Source organism: Paraburkholderia caffeinilytica (assembly GCF_003368325.1).
GTDB lineage: Bacteria > Pseudomonadota > Gammaproteobacteria > Burkholderiales > Burkholderiaceae > Paraburkholderia > Paraburkholderia caffeinilytica.
In genome coordinates, this window is the sequence record NZ_CP031467.1 from 1234427 (window position 1) to 1256693 (window position 22267).

The window sequence follows — 22267 nt, forward strand, 5'->3', positions numbered from 1 at the left end:
CGCACGCAACACCTGGTGTTTTCCGTAGACACATTGGTCCGTGCGCGATGAAGACGCACGCTTGCCGCGCGTTTCGGCCAAGGAACAATGATCCGCCTTTAGCGACGCCCGCCCGCCTCGCACAGCTACACGCGATCTCAAACGACAGCGGCCGGCACCTTCATTCCGTGCCACTTGATCACCAGAATCCGCCCTGCATAACAGAGCACGCCCGCGACGCCCACGACGATGCCCATCCCCTTGGGCGAGCCGTCTTGCCAAAGTCCGACGGCGAGGCTCGCCAACGCACCGAGCGCCAACTGCACTGCGCCGAACACGGCGGCCGCGGCGCCGGCGTTCACCGGATAGCGATGCATCAGATCCGTCGTGCAGTTGGCGGACAGCAGACCCACGACCCCGACCACGAAGAACAAACCGAAGACGATCGACCACAGCCCGCCCCACCCCGTCAGCGAGACGAGACAGACGAACAGGGACGCGATGCAGCTCACGGTCGCGGCAAACGAAATGATCGGCAGCGAACCGAGCCGGCCGACGAGACGCGTATTCATGAAATTGCCGAACATGATGCCGACGATATTCAGCGCGAACAGAAAGCCGTAATGCTGCGCCGATACATGGAAATATTCGATGTACACGAACGGCGTCGCGGTGATGTAGGCGAACATCGACGCGAACGCCATGCCGCCGCACAGCATCAGCCCCCACGCGACCGGATCGCGCAGCAACTTGCCATAAGCGCCGAACGATTTCAGCAGCGCCGAGTGGGCGCGCTTTTCGGGCGGCCACGTTTCCGGCACCTTGAAGAACGCGGTCACCGCGCACACCGTACCGAACAGCGTCAGCGCGATAAAAACCACACGCCAGCCGCCGAGCAACAGCAACTGCCCGCCGAGCAGCGGCGCGAGCAACGGCCCGATCGACGTGACGATGGCGAGCATCGACAGCACGCGCGCGGCGTCGGTCGGTCCGTGCGCGTCGCGGGCGATCGCGCGCGCCAGCACCGAGGCCGCGCCCGCGCCGAGCGCCTGCACGAAACGGAATGTCACTAGGGAACCGATCGAAAACGATAGCGCACAAGCCACGCTTGCCAGCGCATACATGATGATGCCGCCGAGCAGCACGGGCCGGCGGCCATAGGTATCCGACAGCGGGCCATAGAGCAGCATGCCGATCGAAAAACCAAACATGAAGCTGGTGAGCGTGGTTTGGGCGGCGCCGGTGCTGATGGTGAATGCCTGCGCGATGGTCGGCAGGCTCGGCAAATACATATCGATGGAAATCGGCCCACATGCGGCAAGCGCACCGAGCAACAGAATCAGCCGGCCATCGGGCCGGCTTCGGGTGACGTGAGACATGGGAATCCAGATGAAGCGCCGCGCCCTCATTGGCAGCGAAACGCGGTGAAACAGGGAAAGCACCAGCTTGACGACCTCGATTGTACGCGACGGTTACGCCATCCACCGCGTCCAGACTCGCGCGGCCGCGGGCCATTCATGCCTCGCGACAAGCGCGCCGTCGATCGGTTAAGCTGCCGCCAGAACGCTTCGGGCATGACACAAACCTGTCTGTCACACCCTTCCACACCGTTTTCCCAACCCCGTTATGACTGCCTTCCTGTTGATCTGGAGCCCCAAGAAATGGCCATGGCCCGAGTTGCCCGACGTGGCGAAGCGAGTCGCCGCGGGCGTGGCGGTGGCCGACGTATGGGGTTGCGGATTTGCCCGCAGCATCCTGCCGGGCGACCGCGTATTCCTGCACCGCGTTGCCCAGGAACCCAAGGGTATTTTCGGTTCGGGCTATGTGACGCGCGCACCGTACGAAGTCCCCGATCCGGCGACCAGGCGCGGTTATCGCTTGTGCATCGACTTCGTGTACGACTGGGTGGTCGACGCACACGAGGGTGTGGTGATTCCACGCGAGATGTTGCGCGCGCATCCTTTTTCGGTGCAAACATGGGACGCGCAGAGTTCGGGCACCGTGATCAAGCCGATGGCGGAAGGCGCATTGGAAAAGCGCTGGGCCGAGCTCACGGGCAGGCGTAAGCCGCCAAAGCTCGACACGTCCCCCGGCGTGGGCAAGCCCAAAACCTCTTGACGCCGACTCCGGTACAATTTCCCCACCAACCTTCAGCGCCGCGCGGAGCGCAAGAAGCCGCACCCGCACCGCCGCGCAACCCAAATTCCAGCCACACCATGTCCAAAAACCAGACCCTCTTCGATCGCGCGCAGCGCACCATCCCCGGCGGCGTGAACTCGCCGGTCCGCGCATTCCGTTCGGTAGGCGGCACGCCGCGCTTTATCGAGCGCGCCGACGGGCCGTACTTCTGGGACGCGGACGGCCAACGCTATATCGACTACATCGGCTCGTGGGGCCCGATGATTCTCGGCCACGTCCACCCGGAAGTGCTGGAAGCAGTCCAGCGCGTCCTGGCTAGAGGCTTTTCCTTCGGCGCCCCGACGGAATCCGAAATCGAAATCGCCGAAGAAATCTGCAAACTGGTCCCGTCGATCGAACAGGTTCGCATGGTCTCGAGCGGCACTGAAGCGACCATGAGCGCGCTGCGTCTCGCGCGTGGCTTCACGAATCGCAGCCGCATCGTCAAGTTCGAAGGCTGCTATCACGGCCACGCGGACAGCCTGCTGGTCAAGGCCGGCTCGGGCCTGCTCACGTTCGGCAATCCAACTTCGGCGGGCGTGCCGGCCGATATCGCCAAACACACCACGGTGCTCGAGTACAACAACGTCGCGGAACTCGAAGAAGCGTTCAAGGCGTTCGGCAACGAGATCGCCTCGGTGATCGTCGAGCCGGTGGCGGGCAACATGAACCTCGTGCGCGCCACGCCCGAGTTCCTGCAAGCCTTGCGGCGCCTGTGCACCGAGTACGGCTCGGTGCTGATTTTCGACGAAGTGATGTGCGGTTTCCGCGTCGCCCTGGGTGGTGCGCAAGAGGTCTACGGCATTACGCCGGATCTGACGTGTCTGGGCAAGGTGATCGGCGGCGGCATGCCGGCGGCGGCCTTCGGCGGCCGGCGCGACATCATGGCTCATCTCGCGCCGCTCGGCGGCGTCTATCAGGCGGGCACGCTGTCGGGCAATCCGATCGCGGTCGCCGCGGGTCTGAAAACGCTGCAACTGATCCAGGCGCCGGGCTTCTACGACACGCTCGCCGCGCGCACCGCGCGTCTCGCGCAAGGTCTCGCGAAAGTCGCGCACGAAGCCAAGGTGCCGTTCGCGGCCGATTCGCTCGGCGGCATGTTCGGCCTCTACTTCACCGAGTCGGTCCCGACCAGCTTCGCCGAAGTCACGAAGAGCGACGTGCCGCGCTTCAATGCGTTCTTCCACAAGATGCTCGACGCGGGCGTGTACTTCGCGCCGTCGGCCTATGAAGCGGGCTTCGTGTCGATCGTGCACGACGACGCGATCGTCGACGCAACGATCGACGCGGCGCGCGGCGCGTTCGCCTCGCTCGCGGCCTGAAGCCCGGCGAGACACGCTAACCACCTGAACCCAGGCTCAATACTGCCTAGCCACCGTACCCGACCGGACACCGATGTTCTCGCAAACCGACTTCGTCCATATGGAACGCGCGCTCGCTCTAGCCAGGCGCGGCATGTACACGACCGACCCGAATCCGCGCGTCGGGTGCGTGCTCGTCAAGAACGGCGAGGTAATCGGCGAAGGCTTCACGCAACCGGCCGGCCAGGATCATGCCGAAGTTCGCGCGTTGAAGGACGCGCGTTCGCGCGGCCACGATCTGCGCGGCGCCACGGCCTATGTGACACTCGAACCGTGCAGCCATTTCGGTCGCACGCCGCCGTGCGCGAACGCACTGATCGAAGCGCAGGTCGAGCGCGTGGTCGCGGCGATGGAAGACCCCAATCCGCAAGTCTCCGGGCGTGGCCTCAAGATGCTGCGCGACGCAGGCATCGAAGTGCGTTGCGGGCTGCTCGCCGCCGAAGCGCACGAGCTGAACATCGGCTTTGTTTCGCGCATGACGCGCGGCCGCCCGTGGGTGCGCATGAAAGTGGCCGCGTCGCTGGACGGCCGCACCGGCTTGCCGTCGGGTGCCAGTCAATGGATTACCGGCGAAGCGGCGCGCGCGGATGGTCACGCGTGGCGCGCCCGCGCGTCGGCGATTCTGACGGGCATCGGCACCGTCAGGGAAGACAATCCGCGCATGACCGTGCGCGCCGTCGACACGCCGCGCCAGCCACACCGCGTGCTGATCGACAGCCAGCTCGACGTGCCGCCTGACGCACAGATTCTGGCCGGCGCACCCACGCTGATTTTCTGCGGCAATCTCGACGAGCGTCATACCGAGCGAGCCAGCGCACTGCGCGATCGCGGTGCGGAAATCGTGCAACTGGCGAACGCAGCCGGCAAGGTCGATTTGCCCGCCGTGCTGAAAGTACTCGGCGAGCGCAGCGTCAACGAACTGCATGTCGAGGCGGGCTACAAGCTGAACGGCTCGCTGCTGCGCGAAGGCTGCGTCGACGAACTGCTGGTTTATCTCGCGCCCAGCCTGCTCGGCGTAGACTCGATGAGCATGTTCAATCTGAACGCGCCGGAAACGCTCGACGGCCGCACACAACTGAACTTCCACGCGATCGACCGGATCGGCGACGATCTGCGGATTCTTGCGCGCTTTGTGCCCCGCGCCGTGCCGCATCCGGCACCCGAAACCGGGACTGAGCCCGCCCCCCAACCAACTTCGAATTGATCAAGGATTAGCACGATGTTTACAGGAATCGTCGCGGCGGTGGGCCGCATCGAATCAGTCAAACCCCTCGGCACGGATGGCGACGCGGGCGTGCGCCTGAGCGTAGAAGCGGGCGGCCTCGATCTCGAGGACGTCCAGCTCGGCGACAGCATCACGATTCAGGGCGCCTGCATGACGGTGGTGGAAAAAACCGCGCATTCGTTCGACGTGGACGTATCGCGCGAAAGCCTGAACTGCACGGTCGGCCTTGGCGAGCCGGGCGAAGTCAATCTCGAGAAGGCGCTGCGTGCGCACGACCGGCTCGGCGGCCATATCGTCTCCGGTCACGTGGACGGACTCGGCACGGTCACGCGTTTCGCGCCGGTCGGTGAGTCGCACGAACTGCGCGTGCTGGCGCCGCGCGAAATCGGCCGCTATCTGGCTTACAAAGGCTCGATCACGGTTAACGGCGTGAGCCTGACGGTCAACTCGGTTAAGGATCGCGACGACGGCTGCGAGTTCTCGATCAATCTGATTCCGCACACGGTGCAGGTGACGTCGCTAAGGAATTTGCGCGAGGGTTCGCAGGTGAATCTGGAGATCGACCTGATTGCGCGGTATGTGGAGCGGATGCTCAGCGCGCCTCAGGACGGCTACAAACCGTTGAAGTAGTTCCGTCATTGGCGAATCGACTGCCTACCGTCGCTTCGCCAAACCAGCTGAATCTCCGCTTTGGTGACGGTACACCGTTATTTTTTGCGGTTCGGGTTCGTTCGGGTTCGTATACCGTCACGCCTCCAGAGTCGGGCCCGCGTCTCGCGCAGCCGACCATCCCGCATCCAGCTCAGTGACCTCCCTCGCCGCAACGGCCACCCACAGACGTTGACATATCGGCACTTCTGTAATAGTGTATGTTACACACTTTCGCATCTAAACTATGCCGACTAGCACCCGATTCGCCGTGGCCATCCATACGCTCGCAGCACTTGCTGTGAGCGCCGATAAGCCGTTGCGCTCAGAGGACCTGGCCAATTCGGCGAATACCGGGCCGGTCGTCATTCGCGGTTTGCTGTCGCGACTAAGCGAGGCGGGTCTTACGAAGTCACAACTGGGCGCAGGTGGAGGCGCGTTGCTCGCCAGGCCGGCCAATGAGATCCGGCTTCTCGACGTCTATGAGGCGGTCGAGGACACAGAACTCTTTACGTTGCACCGCTCGCCGCCATGTGCGGAGTGCCCTGTCGGCGGCAACATCCAGGAGGCAATGCGCCCTGCACTGGAGCAAGCCCGGAAGGCACTCGAGACCGAGCTATCCAGGTTCACGATCGCCGATATTGCCGTCGAAGTGTCGCGACTCGGAAAATTCACGCTTCCACCCATGTGATCGTTTTTTTATCTTTAAATGTCATCACGTCATCGACACATATACATTTTGACGCGGGATCGGTGCGTGCGCAGCAGTTTTTCGTCGGCCCAACCACGGGACGGCGGTGGCCACGGCGGCCTGAGCCGAACCAACTGATATCGGAGTAAGGATGAAGAGCATTGGCATCATCGGCGCAGGCGCGCTCGGGTCAAATCTGGCGCGGGCGTTCGCCGCGGCGGGCATATCGGCCACCATTTCGAACAGCCGGGGTCCGGAATCCCTCACGGAATTAGTCGAGGAACTCGGCCCGACGATCAAGGCCGGTACGACGGAGGAAGCAGCCCACGCAGACATCGTATTCATCGCCATTCGCTGGGTGGACTTGAAGCGTGTTCTTGGCGGGCTGCCCGCATGGAACGGACGCGTTGTCGTCGACGGGACCAACCCGGTCGAATGGATCGATCCCAACTCGCCGCACGCCAATGATCCGGACAACCCGCTGGCCGCCTACGGCATCAGGGCAGTCGATCTCGGCGGACGGCACTCGAGCAGCGTCGTCGGCGAACTCGTCTCGGGCGCGCACCTCGTCAAGGCATTCAACCATCTCGACGCGAGCGCGCTGACTGAACCTGAGGTGTCCGGCGGCCGCCGCGCGATCTTCTACTCGGGCGACGACGTGGACGCCAAAACGACGGTTCGCTCGCTTATCGAACAGACCGGCTTTTTTGCAGTCGATCTCGGCGCGCTGGATGTGGGTGGCCCGCTGGCCTCGCTTCCATTCGGTACGCTGGCCGGAACCGGCTTCGTCCAGGTATGAGGCGATAACGGCATTCGGCGTGACGCACGGATGTTCAGGACCGGAAAGTGTCAACGTCATCCTCTGCGTAGCGAGAAATCAAGCGATCAGTACGGCGTTTGCGATCGGCGCGGTGTATGCCGCGCTCACGTGGCGCAACCTTCGGAGTCAAATTGACGGCCAACTGGCGAAGCCGCGCTGCGCACGGTATGGTGGGCGTTGCAGCCGGTAGCCAATCCGCGTCGGGTCAAACGCTCACCTTCCAGCACAACCGGAAAGGGTTAGGTCCGCTCGACCACCGTTGCCCGGCGTCCGTTTTGGATACCATTGGCGCAGGGCTTACGACCAGAGACGGGGGATTGAACTGTGAGCGACTTCGTTATCGCGTCGATCGTGTTTGTATGTGTATTCGGCAGCGCGCTGCTTGGCCTGTACCTGCGTACCATATTGCCGCAGCATCACCTTGGTGACGATTCAGTCGGCGTCGTAAAGCTGTCGACCGGCCTGATCGCAACGATGGCCGCGTTGGTGCTTGGCTTGCTGATCTCGTCGGCGAAAAGCTCATTCGAAACAGTGAACAGTGAGCTTGTGCACAATGCCGCCGGCGTCGTTCGTCTGGATCGCGTGCTAGCCCAATATGGACCTGAAACGCAGGAGATCCGTGGCCTGGTTAAGCAGAGCTACGGCACGTGGATCCAGACACTCGCCTCCCGCGACCCCGCAAAGGTGGCAGCACTTGGCAGCGTAGAGGCGCTAAGAGAGGTGGAAGGTCTTCAGCACAAACTGAAGGAGCTCTCGCCGCGTAACGCAGAGCAGCATGAGTTGCAGACCAACGCCATCCAGATTGCCGATGAAGTGCTGGCTGTGCGCGGACTGGCGCTGCTGCAGGCAGTGAACTCACTCCCTATACCGCTGCTGGTAGCCCTGGTGTTGTGGCTTGCCATTATTTTCGGCGCGTTTGGCATGCTCACCCCCGCCAACGCTACAGTGATTGCAGCGTTGTTTATGAGCGCGTTATCCACTTCCGTGGCAATTTTCCTGATACTGGAAATGACCAAGCCGCTCGATGGGCTGTTTACAGTCTCATTTGCCCCTCTGCGCGCCGTGCTCGCCATACTTGCTCAGTAGCGTTGCATAGCGCTCGAAGCGCGAGTCGCCGCACACGCATGCCGACCGGAGATCGGTCGATTTTCCAAGAGCTGTTGATCTACTCGCGACGTGCAGCTTAAGGCATCAGCCCGAAGAGCTCCACGTTCAGAACATCTTGTTTGAATTGGCGCGGGGGATGTTCGGCGCGACCCAAGGAGCCGAGTTTTTTGGGTCACCGACAAGCTGCAGCGCGTCCCAATGCTCGACGGCCTTTCCTTCGGCATTCATCCGGTAAATATCGACGCCGGCGACACCCTTGTCATCCGGGTCGTCCGTTAGCAGATTGAGAAAATTCACATGAGCGAACACATAGTCCCCGACAGCAATGATCTTGTGGACGACGACGTGAGCACCAGGATGCGCCGATTTTACGCCGGCGAAATATTTGCCAAGCGCCACAGAGCCGTCAGCAATCAATGGGTTGTGCTGGACATAACCGGGAACAAGAAACCTGGCTGTGCCTTCTTCCGCCTTGTTCTCATTGATCATCATTTCATAGAGAGTGAGGACGTTGTCCACATTGCGGACAGCATGTTTGTCGTGTGGATCAACCAGTACGATGTCGGCTTTCGCTTTAGCATCCTTGGCCAGTGCGGTTTGCGATGGGACAAGCACGGCGACGCTCAACGCAAAGACGGCAGCCGCAAGTCCTCTGCGCAGGGTGTTATCGAATGTCATTTGATTCTCCTGGTTTGTTTGGAAATATCCGGAACGAGTGGCGGTCGAGAAGCTTCTTCGGCCTCGTAAGACGTGGCGTTGTGGGGCGGCTCTAGCCGAGGCCAACCATCCGCAGACGCAGCGCGTCTTGTTCAGCGTCAGGCATGTCACGAGCGGCGCGCAACATTTCGGCGGCATCGTCGCCCACGGGGGCGATGCTCGGCGCCGGCACCTGTTCGGCTAGCTCAATGATTCTTTTGGCCGCCAGGACCGATTCCAGACCTGCACTCTGCATGCCGTTGAGCTTGTCGGCGAACGTCGCGAAGGATCGTCCGTACAGCTCGCGTTGTTCGGCCGTCATGCGGTCGGCGACATGCGCAAGGGCGGCGGCTGTTTTCGCCGGGCCGCCGGTTTTCATATTGCCCGCAGGAGCCACCACGACATCGATGCCAAAAGGCTTCAGCTCGGCGCGGTAGACGGCCGCAAACACCTCCATGGCCGCCTTTGAAGCGCCTGACGGCCCATTGAAGGGAAGCGGCACGCTCGCCGTCCAGGTGCTGACCTGGACGATGCGGCCACGAACCTTCCTTAGCGCCGGCAGGAATGCGTTTATGACCGAGAGCGCACCGAACACATTGACGTCAAATTCGCGTCGGATGGCATCGAGAGGCAAAAGCTCGATCGGTCCGGGCGTCAGGATGCCCGCGTTGTTAATCAGCAGATTGAGGCCGGCATCGCCGAGTGCGTCGGACACGCCGCCTGCCCAGGCTTTCACGGCCTGTTCCTTGGTCATGTCGCAAACGATCAGGCTGACGCGCCCACCGGACGCGTCCTTCAGATCCTGAACCTCGGTGACGGACATGGCCGTGCCGAAAACGATATAGCCCTTGGCGGCGAGCCCCAACGCGATTTCGCGGCCGAGGCCGCTCCCCGCGCCGGTCACGGCAGCGGAGCGGCCGGGATGCTGGAAAGTGGACGACATCACATGCCTCGTTTCAAGTGGTCTTCGGGAAGCAAGGATGCCGTTCCTATATGCGACGTGGTAGTCTCGAATTTTGCCGAACAGTGTCGCTGAAAGTGGAACGCTAAATGCTGGACATTGAAGACCTGCAAACATTTGTCGAAGTGGCCGATGCGGGTGGCGTCTCATCGGCCGCCCGGCGTCTTGGCGTCTCGAAGTCCATCGTCAGCCGGCGGCTGTGCCGGCTTGAAGCGGACCTTGGTATCCAGCTGCTCGCACGGACCACGCGCGGCGCCGCGCTGACAGAAGCCGGCGCCACGTTCCGCGACCATGCTGCCCGGGTTTGCGCCGAGATCGATATTGCGCGGGAGACGATTCTCCCTGCTGGCGACCTCCGTGGACGTCTGCGAATCGCTGCGCCGCTTTCCATCGGCCCGACGGATTTGGCGCCCGTGTTTGCAGAGCTCGCGCGGCGCCACTCGCAGCTTCACATCCACGCGTGTTACAGCGACCGCTTTGTCGACATAGTCGGAGAAGGTTTCGACTGCGCGATACGAGTCGGCTATCTTGGCGACTCGAACCTGATTGCGCGGCGCATTGGCCCCATCGGCGGAAAACTTGTCGCAAGTCCGGGCTATATCAAAACGTACGGAGCGCCAGAGCGGCCGGAAGAGCTTCTCTCCCACCAGGCGCTCATGCAAGGTACTGAAGCTTGGCAATTTACGGATGGCGACAAAACGATCTCTGTTCGTCCGCAAGGGCGCTTCAAGGCCGACAGCGGCATCGCGCTCGCCGCTGCCGCCGTCGCGGGACTAGGCATCGCCTGGCTTCCGGCGTGCCTCGTCGAGCCCTATCTGGCGTCTGGCGCCCTCGTTTCTTTGATGACTCGCTATCCTCCGCCGACGGCCGGCATGTTTGTCGTCCGGCCGCCAGGATCGCATCCTGCGCGAAAGGTTCGAGTTCTCACTGAACTGCTGATCGAGCATTTCGGGTAGTTGCCGAGGTCTCGGACAAGCCTGCAGAGGAACACTTGCCAAAAGATACGGCGCCATCGCGTACTAGTGTCTTGAGTTGAACATTCGTTGATTGATGCCGATCACGTAGCACCGTGTTCGGTGTGGCACGTGATACGCGGGGGCAACGATGGGTGGGCAGTCCAGGAGGAAATGCTTGCCGAGCGGTTCGGCGCGGCTTTTTAATCAGCACTTCGTCGTTCCGGAAAGAACGGGAAGTTGATTCAACGAACTTCTAACTCACGACGCTAGCCGCTCATTCTTCGCCGCCGCAGCTTGCGCTCCGACCCCGACCCGCCGGGCTGATATCCCGACTGTTTGAGCGACGTAAGGGCGGCGTCCATTGCGAACGCCGCCCGGCCTCTCGCCCCCTGTATCAGCGAGCCGAGCAAATACGCTTCAACGACGCCTCACTTGCGCTTCAATTGCGAGAGATCGCGCACGGCACCGCGGTCCGCGGACGTCGCCAGCGCTGCATAGGCCTGCAACGCCTGCGACACCACGCGCTCACGATTCACCGGCATCCAGGCCTGGTCACCGCGAGCCTCCATGGCTTCGCGACGGCGCGCCAGTTCCTCGTCCGACACTACCAGGTGCATCTTGCGCTTAGGAATGTCGATCTCGATCACATCGCCGTCTTCCACCAAACCGATCGTGCCGCCTTCCGCCGCTTCCGGCGACGCGTGCCCAATCACGAGCCCGGACGAACCGCCTGAGAAACGGCCGTCGGTGAACAGCGCACAGGTCTTGCCCAGCCCCTTGGATTTCAGATACGACGTGGGGTACAGCATTTCCTGCATGCCGGGGCCGCCCTTGGGGCCTTCGTAACGGATCACGACCACATCGCCCGCCACGACCTTGTCGCCCAGAATGGCGTCGACAGCATCATCCTGGCTCTCGAAGACGCGCGCGCGCCCGGAGAAAATCCATTGCGATTCGTCGACACCCGCGGTCTTGACGATGCAACCCTTCTCCGCGAGGTTGCCGTAGAGCACGGCGAGGCCGCCGTCTTTCGAATACGCGTCCTGCTTGCTGCGGATACAGCCGGTCTTACGGTCGGTATCCAGCGACGCGAATGTGGCTTCCTGGCTGAACGCGACGGTGGTCGGAATGCCGCCCGGCGCCGCGCGGAAAAACTTCTGGGCCTCCTCACCCGCGCCACCGGCGACATCCCACCTGGCGATCGCATTGCCCAGCGTGCCGCTATGCACGTTGCCGCACGAGAGGTCCAGCAGATCCGCACGCGCCAGTTCACCGAGAATGCCGAGGATGCCGCCGGCGCGGTGCACGTCTTCGATATGGTATTTGTCGGTAGCGGGCGCTGCTTTGCACAGGCACGGCACTTTGCGCGAGATGCGGTCGATGTCGGACATCGTGAAATCGACGCCCGCTTCCTGCGCGGCGGCCAGCAGGTGCAGCACGGTATTGGTCGAACCGCCCATGGCCACGTCGAGCGCCATGGCGTTCTCGAACGCCTGCTTGCTGGCGATGCTGCGCGGCAGGACCGACGCGTCTTCCTCCTGATAGTAGCGGCGGCACAGGTCCACCACCAGGCGGCCGGCCTGCTCGAACAGGCCCTTGCGCCATGCGTGCGTGGCGACGATCGTGCCGTTGCCGGGCAACGCCAGACCGATCGCCTCGGTCAGGCAATTCATCGAGTTCGCGGTGAACATACCCGAACAGGAACCGCACGTCGGGCAGGCGCTGCGCTCGACTTCGGCCACTTCAGCGTCGCTGATTTTAGGGTCAGCCGCCTTGATCATCGCGTCGATCAGGTCGATCTTGGCGATCACCTGGCCGTCCGTCGGCGATTTGACCTTGCCCGCTTCCATCGGGCCGCCGGACACGAAGACGACCGGGATGTTCAGGCGCATGGCGGCCATCAGCATGCCCGGGGTGATCTTGTCGCAATTGGAAATGCAGACCATGGCGTCGGCGCAGTGCGCGTTGACCATGTATTCCACCGAATCGGCGATCAGTTCGCGCGAGGGCAGCGAATACAGCATGCCGCCGTGGCCCATGGCAATGCCGTCGTCCACCGCGATGGTGTTGAATTCCTTGGCCACACCGCCCGCCGCTTCGATTTCCTTCGCGACCAGCGCGCCCAGGTCGCGCAGATGCACATGGCCCGGCACGAACTGGGTGAAGGAGTTCACTACCGCGATGATCGGCTTGCCGAAATCGTCGTCTTTCATTCCGGTGGCGCGCCACAAGGCGCGGGCGCCGGCCATGTTGCGGCCATGAGTCGATGTGCGTGAGCGGTAGTGCGGCATGATCTGTCTCGAACGGGTTGAGCGGGGAAGTCGTTTTCTGGAGGCGGCCCTCGCGGGCGCGACGAATTATAGCAACGCCGCTCCGCCGAACCGCCGCCGGACAGCCCAATTGCCTCGCCAAACGGCCTATGCCGTCCGGCCCAGGCGACTTGGGCGCGCGCGTGGCGTAAAATACGCGCTTTCTTCGAAAAACTCCGCCAACATGACGCTCGCCTCCACTCAAGAGATCATTGCCGAACTGAAAGCAGGCCGGATGGTGATTCTCGTCGACGAAGAAGACCGCGAAAACGAGGGCGACCTCGTGATCGCCGCCGAATTCGTCACGCCGGAAGCGATCAACTTCATGGCCCGCTACGGCCGCGGCCTGATTTGTCTGACGCTCACGCAGGAACGCTGCAAGCTGCTGAACCTGCCGCTCATGACCTATCGCAACGGCACGCAGTACGGCACGGCGTTCACCGTCAGCATCGAAGCTGCCGAGGGCGTCACCACGGGCATCTCGGCGGCCGACCGCGCCCGCACCATCGCCGTGGCAGTCGCGCCGGACACCAAGGCCGAGCACATCGTGCAGCCGGGCCACGTGTTCCCGATCATGGCGCAGCCTGGCGGCGTGCTGGTGCGCGCCGGCCACACCGAGGCCGGCTGCGACTTCACCGCGCTGGCAGGCCTCACGCCGGCGGCGGTGATCTGCGAAGTCATCAAGGACGACGGCACGATGGCGCGCCTGCCGGATCTGATGGAATTCGCCAAAGAGCACGATCTGAAGATCGGCACGATCGCGGATCTGATTCACTACCGCAGCCGCACCGAATCGATCGTCGAGCGCATTTGCGAACGCACCATGCAAACCGCGCACGGCGCGTTTCGCGCGGTGATGTATCTCGACCAGCCAAGCGGCCAGCCGCACATCGCGCTGGTGCGCGGCACGCCGAACCCGGAACACGACACACCGGTGCGCGTGCACGAGCCGCTGTCCATGCTGGATCTGCTCGAAGTCGGCAAGTCGACTCACTCGTGGACGCTGGATGCGGCAATGAAAGAGATCGCCCAGCGCGACCTCGGCGTGATCGTGCTCCTGAACTGCGGCGATTCGAAGGATCATCTGGTCGACGTTTTCAAGGCGTTCGACTCGAAAGAAAAAGCCGAGGCGCTCAAACGCCGGCCGGTCGACTTCAAGACTTACGGCATCGGCGCGCAGATCCTGCGCGAGCTGGGTGTCGGCAAGATGCAGGTGCTGTCGAACCCGCGCAAGCTGGGCAGCATGTCGGGCTACGGCCTCGAAGTCACCGGCTTCGTGCCAATGCCGGGCAGCACCGCACAGGCTCCGCAACAAGGCTGATCCGACCATTCACGCGCGTTAAGCGCCAACTCAAAACACTACGGAATTCACATGGAAATCGGACAATACCAACCGAATCTCGACGGCGACGGACTGCGTATCGGCATCGTTCAGGCGCGGTTCAACGAGCCCGTCTGCAACGGCCTCGCGGATTCGTGCATCGAAGAACTCGAACGCCTCGGCGTGACCGGCGAAGACGTGCTGCTGGTCACCGTGCCGGGCGCACTGGAAATCCCGCTGGCGCTGCAAAAGCTCGCCGAAAGCGCCCAATTCGACGCGCTGATCGCGCTGGGCGCCGTGATTCGCGGCGAGACGTATCACTTCGAACTCGTGTCGAACGAAAGCGGCGCGGGCATCACCCGCATCGGCCTCGACTTCGGCATTCCGGTCGCGAACGCCGTGCTGACCACGGAAAACGACGAACAAGCCGTCGCGCGCATGACCGAGAAGGGTCGTGACGCAGCGCGCGTTGCCGTCGAAATGGCGAACCTCGCGGTCGCGCTCGAGCAACTCGGCGGTGACGACGAGGAAGAAGACGAAGAAGAGGAAGAGGCATGAAGAGCGCACGCCGACGCTCCCGCGAACTGGCCACGCAGGGACTTTACCAGTGGCTGCTGTCGGGTTCGCCCGGCGGTGAAATCGACGCACAGCTGCGCGGCGCGCAAGGCTTCGACAAGGCTGACCACGAACATCTGAACGCCATCCTGCACGGCGTGATCCGCGATTCGGAAGCACTCTCCGCGGATATCGCACCGTGCCTCGACCGCCCGATCGACCAGCTTTCACCGGTCGAACGTGCGGTGCTGCTGGTCGCCGCCTTCGAGCTGAAGAATCACCTCGATATTCCCTATCGCGTGGTCATCAACGAAGCGGTCGAACTCGCCAAGACGTTTGGTGGCGCGGATGGCTACAAGTACGTGAACGGCGTGCTGGACAAACTGTCGGCGCAACTGCGCGCTGCTGAAACCCAAGCGGCTCGCAAGCATTGAGAACAGGGCGCATGGCCTGCTCATGCGCCTCGCGCTAAACGTTGCCCCGGCCAGCACCGCCCTACGAAGAGCGGAGCGGTGCCGCTGGAACACTCCGATCGCCTGTTTCGGCGGCGTCTAACCGGCTTTCGCATCGCTGCCCGGCTGGATGCCTGCTACATACCGCAGCCCCATACCGCCGGGTGCTTGCAAGGACGCCGCCATGCGCATGAACTCATGCTTCAGGCGCCGTCCCGCTTTTGCTTCTGAACTGGATTTGATCGTATGAACTCCGTGACCGAACCCTTGGTGCGGCTTGCTGCCCGCGTCGACGCCATCCAGCCTTTCTATGTGATGGAACTGGCCAAGGAGGCAGCGCTGCTCGAGCGCGACGGGCGCGACATCATTCATATGGGGATCGGCGAACCTGACTTCACCGCACCCGAGCCGGTCATCGAAGCGGCCGCGAGCGCCCTGCGCCGCGGCGTCACGCAATACACCAACGCCCTTGGCCTGCACGCGCTGCGTGAAGCGATCTCGGCGCACTACGCCGAGGTCTATGGCGTCAGCATCGATCCGGCGCGGATCGTCGTCACCGCCGGCGCGTCCGCCGCGCTGCTGCTGGCTTGCGCGGCGCTGGTCGATCGCGACGATGAAGTGCTGATGCCTGACCCGTGCTACCCGTGCAACCGCCACTTCGTGATCGCGGCGGAAGGCAAGCCGGTGATGGTGCCAAGCGGGCCGGCCGAACGCTTTCAGCTGACCGCCGCCGACGTCGAACGCCTGTGGAACGAGCACACCCGCGGCGTGCTGCTGGCGTCGCCGTCGAACCCGACGGGCACGTCGATCGAACCGGCCGAACTCGAACGCATCGTCAAGGCCGTACGGGCGCGTGGCGGCTTTACCATTGTCGACGAGATCTATCAGGGCCTGAGCTACGACGCGAAGCCCGTCTCGGCGCTCTCGTTCGGCGACGACGTCATCACCGTCAACAGCTTCTCGAAGTACTTCAACATGACTGGCTGGCGTTTGGGCTGGCTGGTGGTGCCGCCCGGCATGGTCGGCGCATTCGAAAAGCTCGCGCAGAACCTGTTCATCTGCGCGTCGGCGCTCGCGCAGCATGCGGCGCTGGCCTGCTTCGAACCGGAAACAATCGCCATCTACGAAGCGCGCCGCCTCGAATTCAAGCGCCGCCGCGACTTCATTGCGCCGGCGCTCGAATCGCTGGGTTTCTCGGTGCCGGTCATGCCGGACGGCGCGTTCTATGTGTACGCCGATTGCCGCACGGTCGCGCACCGGGCGGCTGGAGACAGCGCAGCGCTCACCCAAGCCATGCTGCACGACGCGGGGGTGGTGTTGGTGCCGGGCATGGACTTCGGCACGCACGCGCCGAAGGACTACATCCGGCTATCGTATGCCACCGCCCTGCCGAAGCTGGAAGAAGCGGTCGAGCGGCTGGCGAAGCTGTTCGGACGGCACTGATCGGATAGAGGCATCAGCGCGCTCTCAGCGGCTTGAGTCCTCGAGGAGGGGGACCCGGCGAGACCGGTTGCAACTAACACCTGTGACGCTCGCCTCACGGCCGAACGCGCCACCACGGATGTCAGCCACAAAACGAAAAAGGACACCGCTCGGGTGTCCTTTTTTTGTACCGGCTGCTTTCTTGCCTGACGAACTGGTTACGCCAACCTCAGGCGCCCATTTCCGGCGCCGATGCCACGTGCTTGGTCGCATTGGAACTGGCGTCGTTCTGCTCGGACACCGGCGTCTTCACCGGCGCTGCCGAACTCAGCGGATGACCGCTATCGAGCGTCATCTGCACGCGCTTGCCGTTAGCCGCAGCAGGCGTAGCCGTGTTCGACGCCGTCAGCACCGGCGCCTGCGGCGCGTTGATCGGCACCTTGCGGCCACGCGCCACATCACGCAGACGGCCACGCTCGGCCATCACCTTGGCGCCGTAGCCGCCGTCGTCCTGCGAGGTCGAGCCGACATAGAGACGCAGACCGCCCGGCAGCGAACCGCCGCGGGCGATGCAATCCTTCAGCACCAGCGCGCCCACCTTGATGTTCGCAACCGGTTCGAGCGCGGCGCTCTGGCCGCCGAAATACTGGAATTTGTCCGAGTGAACCTTCGACATCACCTGCATCAGGCCCTGCGCGCCCACGCCGCTCTCGGCGTAGGGGTTGAAGCCCGATTCGATGGCCATCACCGACAGCAGGAGAAGCGGGTCGAGACCGACTTCACGGCCGGTGTCGAACGCTGCCTTCACGAGTTCGCCAACAGGCTCCTGAGCGACACGGTAACGCCGCGCCAGATACGACGAGACCAGATCCTGCTCACGGGTCGAGACCAGCACGCGGTCGTCGCGCGCATCGGCCGAGACGCGCTGCGGCGGGATCAGCCGTGCCAGCGCGGAGACGCTCTGCATGGTGCGCGGATCGAGGCCGTTCAGCGCCGCCACGCCCATACCGGATGTGCCAGTGCCGTCGGAGGCGCTGTCGTAGCCGGTGTTGCTGGCGGTGACGCCATTGTTGCCATTGTTCGCACCGCTAGTGGCGTCGCTGCTGGTCGAATTCGCGGACAGCGAGTCGTCGGAGGACGCGCCGGGCGGCCCGAAAGCCGGCAGCGGGTGGCCCTGCAGCAGACGGGCGGGACCAGCTTGCACAGCAGCGGAAATGACCGGCATCAGCTTCGCGGCAAGGGTGCCGCGCCAGGCCGGCATCAGCCACAGCGTAAGTGCCAGCACGACAGCGATACCGCCGACGATGCTGAACAGGTGATGACTCATTCGCGTCCCGCGACGCAACGCACCACGCACAACTTGCGCAATACGCTCATCGGGACGCCACGATAACCAGGCGTTCATTCAGATCTCCCATGTTGCATGATCCGCGAACTCCGCCAGTTGAACAGGCGGTAACGCACATTCGCAGAGTCAAGACATCGCGCGCTCTGTCTGGTTAGGGCAGCAGCGACGTCGGGAAAACGGCACAGACCGTTTGTGGGGAGCCATCTTGAAAAGAGGCCCGCGGCATGCCAAAAACATGCAGGCGGAGGCTCCCACGCGAAAAACCAGCGTCAACAGGCGCTGGCGAGGACTTCAGTAAGACCGCCAAATACCGTGCAGGGGGTCGGTAAGCGGTGACGCGTTGCGTCTGAAGGGACCGGGGCGGCGGTAAAAAGGTTCACGCCCTGCAACCAATGTGGACGGATTCTATGCAGGGTTTTATAGATCGTCAACACTATAGATAGGCAAAAGTATAACTAATTGTAATAATGAACAGTGTTCAGTCCGTCAAGAACCGCGCGGTGCGCGCTTCTTGAGCTATCTCGATTAGTCCCTCCGAAGCCGGCCATTTGGCCAATCTACGTGCACCTGCCAACACAGGTAAAATCGACAATCGTTCTGGCACCGCAAAACCCTGCGGCGCCCTACCTTTTTGCCGCTTGCGCGGCGCTCTACCGCACCAGATGAAATACAAAGACCTGCGCGATTTCGTCGGCCGCCTCGAAACGATCGGCGAACTGCGCCGCATCTCGCAAAACGTCTCGCCCGTCCTGGAAATGACCGAACTGTGCGACCGCGTACTGCGCGCCGGCGGTCCGGCGATACTGTTTGAGAGCCAGCAGCAGCACGCGTTCCCGGTCCTCGGCAATCTGTTCGGCACGCCACGCCGCGTCGCGCTCGGCATGGGGATCGACGCGCAGGCCGGCGAGGGCGACGGCGCCGCGCTGGAGTCGCTGCGCGACGTCGGCCGCCTGCTCTCGGCATTGAAGGAACCCGAGCCGCCGAAAGGACTCAAGGACGCGGGCAAGCTCTTCACACTCGCGAAGGCAGTCTGGGACATGGCGCCCAAAACTGTCAGCGCGCCGCCCTGCCAGGAAATCGTCTGGGAAGGCAACGACGTCGACCTCGGAAAGCTGCCGATTCAGACCTGCTGGCCCGGCGACGCCGGGCCGCTGATCACGTGGGGCCTGACCGTCACAAAAGGCCCGAACAAGAGCCGACAAAATCTAGGCATTTATCGCCAGCAGCTGATCGGCCGTAACAAACTCATCATGCGATGGCTTGCGCATCGCGGCGGCGCACTCGATTTCCGCGAGTTCGCGCTGCAGAATCCAGGCAAGCCGTATCCCGTGGCCGTGGTGCTGGGCGCCGATCCGGCGACCATCCTCGGCGCAGTTACGCCAGTGCCCGACACGCTCTCCGAATACCAGTTCGCCGGACTGCTGCGCGGCGGCCGCACCGAACTCGCGAAGTGCATCACGCCGGGCGTCGACGGCTTGCAGGTACCCGCGCGCGCGGAGATCGTTCTGGAGGGCTTCATCTATCCGCAGGAAGGCACGCCCTCGCCTGCTCCCGCGGGCGCACCGCCGCGTCCGGCCAAAGGCGCGTCCGCCGCTTACGAACATGCGCTGGAAGGCCCTTATGGCGACCACACCGGCTACTACAACGAGCAGGAGTGGTTTCCCGTCTTCACGGTCGAGCGCATCACCATGCGGCGCGACGCGATCTATCACTCCACCTACACCGGCAAACCGCCCGATGAGCCCGCCGTACTCGGCGTCGCGCTCAACGAGGTGTTCGTGCCGCTGTTGCAGAAGCAGTTCACCGAGATCACCGATTTCTATCTGCCGCCCGAAGGATGCAGCTACCGGATGGCGATCGTGCAGATGAAGAAGAGCTACCCCGGCCACGCCAAGCGCGTGATGTTCGGCGTGTGGAGTTTCCTGCGGCAATTCATGTATACGAAGTTCATCGTCGTGGTCGACGAGGACGTGAATATCCGCGACTGGAAGGAAGTGATCTGGGCGATCACCACGCGTATCGATCCGGCGCGCGACACCGTGCTAGTCGATCGCACACCGATCGACTATCTGGATTTCGCCTCGCCGGTGGCGGGTCTCGGATCGAAGATGGGACTCGACGCGACCAACAAATGGCCCGGCGAAACCGATCGCGAATGGGGCCGCCCGATCGAGATGGACAAGGCGGTCAAACAGCGCATCGACAGCTTGTGGAATGAGTTGGGACTGTAAACGCAGGCCTCGAATCACATCGCCGAATTCCGGGGTTCTGTCGGCCTCGAAGCGAGCCATTCACCCGCCGGGTCGCTCGCGCCCGAACAAGTCTGAATAGCAAAACCGATGGAGCAGTTGCGCGGATGCATGCCTTTTCAATGATGTCGGATGGTTTTTTCCTGTCGTTGTCGTTGTGTCTGGATATCGGGCTCGTCAACGTCGCGATGATTTCGCTGACGCTGTCGCATGGCTTCAAACCCGGCTTCTGGTTGGGCTTGGGCTCCTGTTTCGGCGATCTGGTTTACGCGGCGCTCGCGCTCGCGGGAATGGCTGCGCTGCTGCAGTTCGAATCGGTACGCTGGGTCGTGTGGATCGGCGGCGCGGCGGTCCTGCTGTTTCTCACGTGGAAGATGGCGCGTGAAGCGCTGTTCCCGGCGTCGGCGCCGCCAGTTGCCGGCGAAGCGGATGCCAACGCGCCGCACCTTTCCGCGTGGCGCGGTTTCTTGCGCGGCGCGTTGCTGGCGATGTCGTCGCCGTCGGCGATTCTGTGGTTCGCCGCGGTCGGCGGCGCGTTGATTGCGAAAGCCGGCGCCACCAGCGTGACGACCGCGCCGGTATTCCTCGGCGGTTTCTTCCTGGGTGGTCTGTGCTGGACGATCTTTATCTGCGGACTCGGCAGCCATGGACGCAAACGCGCCGGCACCGGTTTGCTGCGCGCGTGCCATGTGTTGTCGGCGCTGCTGTTCGCCTACTTCTCGTATAGCGTGATCGTGAACGGGTATCGCGATCTGATCGTGCAGACCGCACAGGTGGCAAGCTAGAAAAAACGGCTCGCCTTGGCGAGCCTGGCGAGCCATCCTTCTCAAATTCACCGAGCGCCGCGCAACGCGGCGCAGAGCCTGTCAGGCAAGATACTGCGCCAGCTTGGCCAGATCGACGTTGCCGCCGCTCACCACCACGCCTACGCGCTTGCCTTTCACCGGCACGATGCCGTTGAGCACGGCAGCCGCCGCGAGGCAACCCGTCGGCTCGACCACGATCTTCATGCGCTGCGCGAAAAAACGCATGGTCTCGATCAGCTGCTCGTCGCTAACCGTTTCGATCTGCGCAACCCGCTTCTGGATGATGGCGAACGTGTAGTCGCCGAGATGCGTGGAGGCCGCGCCGTCGGCAATCGTGCGCGGCGCGTCGATATGCACGATCTCGCCGCGCGCGAGCGATTGCTGACCGTCGTTGCCCGCTTCGGGCTCGATGCCGATGACGGTGCACGCCGGACTCAATGCCGCCGCCGACAATGCACTGCCGCCGATCAGTCCACCGCCGCCGAGACAAACGAACAGCATGTCGAGCGGGCCGGTTTCCTCGATCAACTCCTTCACCGCCGTGCCCTGCCCGGCGATCACATGCGGATGGTCATACGGCGGAATCAGCGTCATGCCGCGCTCTTCAGCGAGCCGCCGGCCGATCTCTTCGCGACTCTCGGTGTAACGGTCGTAGCTGATCACTTCGCCGCCATAGCCCCTGGTTGCCGCGACTTTGGCGGCGGGCGCGTCGTGCGGCATGATGATCGTCGCGCGGATTCCGGCGAGGCGCGCCGATAGCGCGATAGCTTGCGCGTGATTACCCGACGAGTACGTCAACACACCCGCTTTACGTTGCTCCGCATCGAAATGCGAAATCGCGTTGTAGGCGCCGCGAAACTTGAAAGCGCCCATGCGCTGGAAATTTTCGCACTTGAAGAACACCGACGCGCCCGTGCGTTCATCGAACGTGCTCGACGTGAGAACGGGGGTGCGGTGAGCGACGCCTTCGAGACGCGCAGCGGCGTCGAGTACGTCGTCGAAAGTGGGAGCGGGAAGCGCTTGCATTGGCGAAACTCTCCGGAGCGGTGGCGAAACAGCCATTCTCCCAGCTTCGACAGTGCTTTGGTAAGTCGGTTGGTATGCCGCAGCGGAAACACAAACGGCGCAACCCGGCGATCAAGCCGGCGTTACGCCGTCAACATATCCCGCCCGCTTCTTGCGA

20 protein-coding genes are annotated in these 22267 nt (G+C 63.1%); 14 read left to right on the forward strand and 6 right to left on the reverse strand.

Annotated elements, in window-relative coordinates:
* Nucleotides 1–137: 137 nt before the first annotated feature.
* On the reverse strand, nt 138–1358 hold the full coding sequence (locus tag DSC91_RS21545) for a Bcr/CflA family multidrug efflux MFS transporter (RefSeq protein ID WP_115780774.1): 1221 nt from the start codon (nt 1356–1358) through the stop codon (nt 138–140).
* Between the two features lie 247 nt (nt 1359–1605).
* Between DSC91_RS21545 and DSC91_RS21550 the strand changes: the two genes are divergently transcribed.
* The 7 genes from DSC91_RS21550 (at nt 1606) to DSC91_RS21580 (ending at nt 7988) form a co-directional block, all read left to right on the forward strand.
* Complete coding sequence (locus tag DSC91_RS21550) at nt 1606–2097, forward strand: hypothetical protein (protein ID WP_115780775.1); 492 nt, start codon at nt 1606–1608, stop codon at nt 2095–2097.
* Between the two features lie 98 nt (nt 2098–2195).
* On the forward strand, nt 2196–3479 hold the full coding sequence (hemL, locus tag DSC91_RS21555) for a glutamate-1-semialdehyde 2,1-aminomutase (protein ID WP_115780776.1): 1284 nt from the start codon (nt 2196–2198) through the stop codon (nt 3477–3479).
* 73 nt (nt 3480–3552) lie between these two features.
* A complete protein-coding gene (gene ribD, locus DSC91_RS21560) occupies nt 3553–4722 on the forward strand; it encodes a bifunctional diaminohydroxyphosphoribosylaminopyrimidine deaminase/5-amino-6-(5-phosphoribosylamino)uracil reductase RibD (RefSeq protein WP_115780777.1) in 1170 nt (389 codons plus the stop codon).
* A gap of 15 nt (nt 4723–4737) precedes the next feature.
* The gene (locus DSC91_RS21565) at nt 4738–5373 is read left to right on the forward strand and encodes a riboflavin synthase (RefSeq protein ID WP_115780778.1); all 636 of its coding nucleotides are present in this window, start codon (nt 4738–4740) and stop codon (nt 5371–5373) included.
* Nucleotides 5374–5638: 265 nt separating this feature from the next.
* Nucleotides 5639–6082, forward strand: coding sequence for an Rrf2 family transcriptional regulator (locus tag DSC91_RS21570; RefSeq protein WP_115780779.1), 444 nt, complete (start codon nt 5639–5641; stop codon nt 6080–6082).
* A 151-nt stretch (nt 6083–6233) separates the two neighbouring features.
* Nucleotides 6234–6881: an NADPH-dependent F420 reductase gene (locus DSC91_RS21575; RefSeq protein WP_115780780.1), complete on the forward strand. Its 648-nt coding sequence runs from the start codon at nt 6234–6236 to the stop codon at nt 6879–6881.
* A 345-nt stretch (nt 6882–7226) separates the two neighbouring features.
* On the forward strand, nt 7227–7988 hold the full coding sequence (locus DSC91_RS21580) for a bestrophin-like domain (protein WP_115780781.1): 762 nt from the start codon (nt 7227–7229) through the stop codon (nt 7986–7988).
* Between the two features lie 126 nt (nt 7989–8114).
* On the opposite strand, the gene DSC91_RS21585 is transcribed toward DSC91_RS21580, so the two are convergent.
* Both DSC91_RS21585 and DSC91_RS21590 read right to left on the reverse strand, forming a co-directional pair.
* Nucleotides 8115–8687 carry a nuclear transport factor 2 family protein gene (locus DSC91_RS21585; protein WP_115780782.1) on the reverse strand — a complete coding sequence of 191 codons (573 nt, stop codon included), beginning with the start codon at nt 8685–8687 and terminating at the stop codon, nt 8115–8117.
* Nucleotides 8688–8778: 91 nt separating this feature from the next.
* Nucleotides 8779–9648, reverse strand: coding sequence for an SDR family NAD(P)-dependent oxidoreductase (locus DSC91_RS21590; protein ID WP_115780783.1), 870 nt, complete (start codon nt 9646–9648; stop codon nt 8779–8781).
* 110 nt (nt 9649–9758) lie between these two features.
* Here DSC91_RS21590 and DSC91_RS21595 point away from each other — a divergent pair, with 110 nt between their 5' ends.
* Nucleotides 9759–10622, forward strand: a complete 864-nt coding sequence (locus DSC91_RS21595) for a LysR family transcriptional regulator (RefSeq protein ID WP_115783417.1) — start codon at nt 9759–9761, stop codon at nt 10620–10622.
* A gap of 428 nt (nt 10623–11050) precedes the next feature.
* Here the strand turns inward: DSC91_RS21595 and ilvD are convergent, their stop codons facing one another.
* Nucleotides 11051–12913: a dihydroxy-acid dehydratase gene (gene ilvD / locus DSC91_RS21600; RefSeq protein ID WP_115780784.1), complete on the reverse strand. Its 1863-nt coding sequence runs from the start codon at nt 12911–12913 to the stop codon at nt 11051–11053.
* Nucleotides 12914–13115: 202 nt separating this feature from the next.
* Between ilvD and ribBA the strand changes: the two genes are divergently transcribed.
* The 4 genes from ribBA (at nt 13116) to DSC91_RS21620 (ending at nt 16702) form a co-directional block, all read left to right on the forward strand.
* Nucleotides 13116–14252, forward strand: coding sequence for a bifunctional 3,4-dihydroxy-2-butanone-4-phosphate synthase/GTP cyclohydrolase II (gene ribBA, locus DSC91_RS21605; protein ID WP_115780785.1), 1137 nt, complete (start codon nt 13116–13118; stop codon nt 14250–14252).
* Nucleotides 14253–14303: 51 nt separating this feature from the next.
* Nucleotides 14304–14810 carry a 6,7-dimethyl-8-ribityllumazine synthase gene (ribH, locus tag DSC91_RS21610; protein ID WP_006050161.1) on the forward strand — a complete coding sequence of 169 codons (507 nt, stop codon included), beginning with the start codon at nt 14304–14306 and terminating at the stop codon, nt 14808–14810.
* On the forward strand, nt 14807–15241 hold the full coding sequence (gene nusB, locus DSC91_RS21615; protein ID WP_115780786.1) for a transcription antitermination factor NusB: 435 nt from the start codon (nt 14807–14809) through the stop codon (nt 15239–15241). The genes ribH and nusB overlap by 4 nt, the downstream gene beginning before the upstream one ends.
* Nucleotides 15242–15505: 264 nt before the next feature.
* The gene (locus DSC91_RS21620) at nt 15506–16702 is read left to right on the forward strand and encodes a pyridoxal phosphate-dependent aminotransferase (protein WP_115780787.1); all 1197 of its coding nucleotides are present in this window, start codon (nt 15506–15508) and stop codon (nt 16700–16702) included.
* 208 nt (nt 16703–16910) lie between these two features.
* On the opposite strand, the gene DSC91_RS21625 is transcribed toward DSC91_RS21620, so the two are convergent.
* Entirely contained in the window at nt 16911–18086 is a 1176-nt protein-coding gene (locus DSC91_RS21625; protein ID WP_115780788.1) for a lytic transglycosylase domain-containing protein, read from the reverse strand.
* Nucleotides 18087–18691: 605 nt separating this feature from the next.
* Between DSC91_RS21625 and DSC91_RS21630 the strand changes: the two genes are divergently transcribed.
* Nucleotides 18692–20260: a UbiD family decarboxylase gene (locus DSC91_RS21630; protein ID WP_115780789.1), complete on the forward strand. Its 1569-nt coding sequence runs from the start codon at nt 18692–18694 to the stop codon at nt 20258–20260.
* Between the two features lie 125 nt (nt 20261–20385).
* Entirely contained in the window at nt 20386–21063 is a 678-nt protein-coding gene (locus DSC91_RS21635; protein ID WP_115780790.1) for a LysE family translocator, read from the forward strand.
* 81 nt (nt 21064–21144) lie between these two features.
* On the opposite strand, the gene DSC91_RS21640 is transcribed toward DSC91_RS21635, so the two are convergent.
* Entirely contained in the window at nt 21145–22110 is a 966-nt protein-coding gene (locus tag DSC91_RS21640) for a threo-3-hydroxy-L-aspartate ammonia-lyase (protein WP_115780791.1), read from the reverse strand.
* Nucleotides 22111–22267 lie beyond the last annotated feature (157 nt).

What these genes read in the sequence shown, in the direction of transcription:
- DSC91_RS21545 (WP_115780774.1), bottom strand. Translation starts at nt 1,358, where the DNA reads ATGTCTCACGTCACCCGAAGCCGGCCCGATGGCCGGCTGATTCTGTTG.
- DSC91_RS21550 (WP_115780775.1), top strand. Translation starts at nt 1,606, where the DNA reads ATGACTGCCTTCCTGTTGATCTGGAGCCCCAAGAAATGGCCATGGCCC.
- hemL (WP_115780776.1), top strand. Translation starts at nt 2,196, where the DNA reads ATGTCCAAAAACCAGACCCTCTTCGATCGCGCGCAGCGCACCATCCCC.
- ribD (WP_115780777.1), top strand. Translation starts at nt 3,553, where the DNA reads ATGTTCTCGCAAACCGACTTCGTCCATATGGAACGCGCGCTCGCTCTA.
- DSC91_RS21565 (WP_115780778.1), top strand. Translation starts at nt 4,738, where the DNA reads ATGTTTACAGGAATCGTCGCGGCGGTGGGCCGCATCGAATCAGTCAAA.
- DSC91_RS21570 (WP_115780779.1), top strand. Translation starts at nt 5,639, where the DNA reads ATGCCGACTAGCACCCGATTCGCCGTGGCCATCCATACGCTCGCAGCA.
- DSC91_RS21575 (WP_115780780.1), top strand. Translation starts at nt 6,234, where the DNA reads ATGAAGAGCATTGGCATCATCGGCGCAGGCGCGCTCGGGTCAAATCTG.
- DSC91_RS21585 (WP_115780782.1), bottom strand. Translation starts at nt 8,687, where the DNA reads ATGACATTCGATAACACCCTGCGCAGAGGACTTGCGGCTGCCGTCTTT.
- DSC91_RS21590 (WP_115780783.1), bottom strand. Translation starts at nt 9,648, where the DNA reads ATGTCGTCCACTTTCCAGCATCCCGGCCGCTCCGCTGCCGTGACCGGC.
- ilvD (WP_115780784.1), bottom strand. Translation starts at nt 12,913, where the DNA reads ATGCCGCACTACCGCTCACGCACATCGACTCATGGCCGCAACATGGCC.
- ribBA (WP_115780785.1), top strand. Translation starts at nt 13,116, where the DNA reads ATGACGCTCGCCTCCACTCAAGAGATCATTGCCGAACTGAAAGCAGGC.
- ribH (WP_006050161.1), top strand. Translation starts at nt 14,304, where the DNA reads ATGGAAATCGGACAATACCAACCGAATCTCGACGGCGACGGACTGCGT.
- nusB (WP_115780786.1), top strand. Translation starts at nt 14,807, where the DNA reads ATGAAGAGCGCACGCCGACGCTCCCGCGAACTGGCCACGCAGGGACTT.
- DSC91_RS21620 (WP_115780787.1), top strand. Translation starts at nt 15,506, where the DNA reads ATGAACTCCGTGACCGAACCCTTGGTGCGGCTTGCTGCCCGCGTCGAC.
- DSC91_RS21625 (WP_115780788.1), bottom strand. Translation starts at nt 18,086, where the DNA reads ATGAACGCCTGGTTATCGTGGCGTCCCGATGAGCGTATTGCGCAAGTT.
- DSC91_RS21630 (WP_115780789.1), top strand. Translation starts at nt 18,692, where the DNA reads ATGAAATACAAAGACCTGCGCGATTTCGTCGGCCGCCTCGAAACGATC.
- DSC91_RS21635 (WP_115780790.1), top strand. Translation starts at nt 20,386, where the DNA reads ATGCATGCCTTTTCAATGATGTCGGATGGTTTTTTCCTGTCGTTGTCG.
- DSC91_RS21640 (WP_115780791.1), bottom strand. Translation starts at nt 22,110, where the DNA reads ATGCAAGCGCTTCCCGCTCCCACTTTCGACGACGTACTCGACGCCGCT.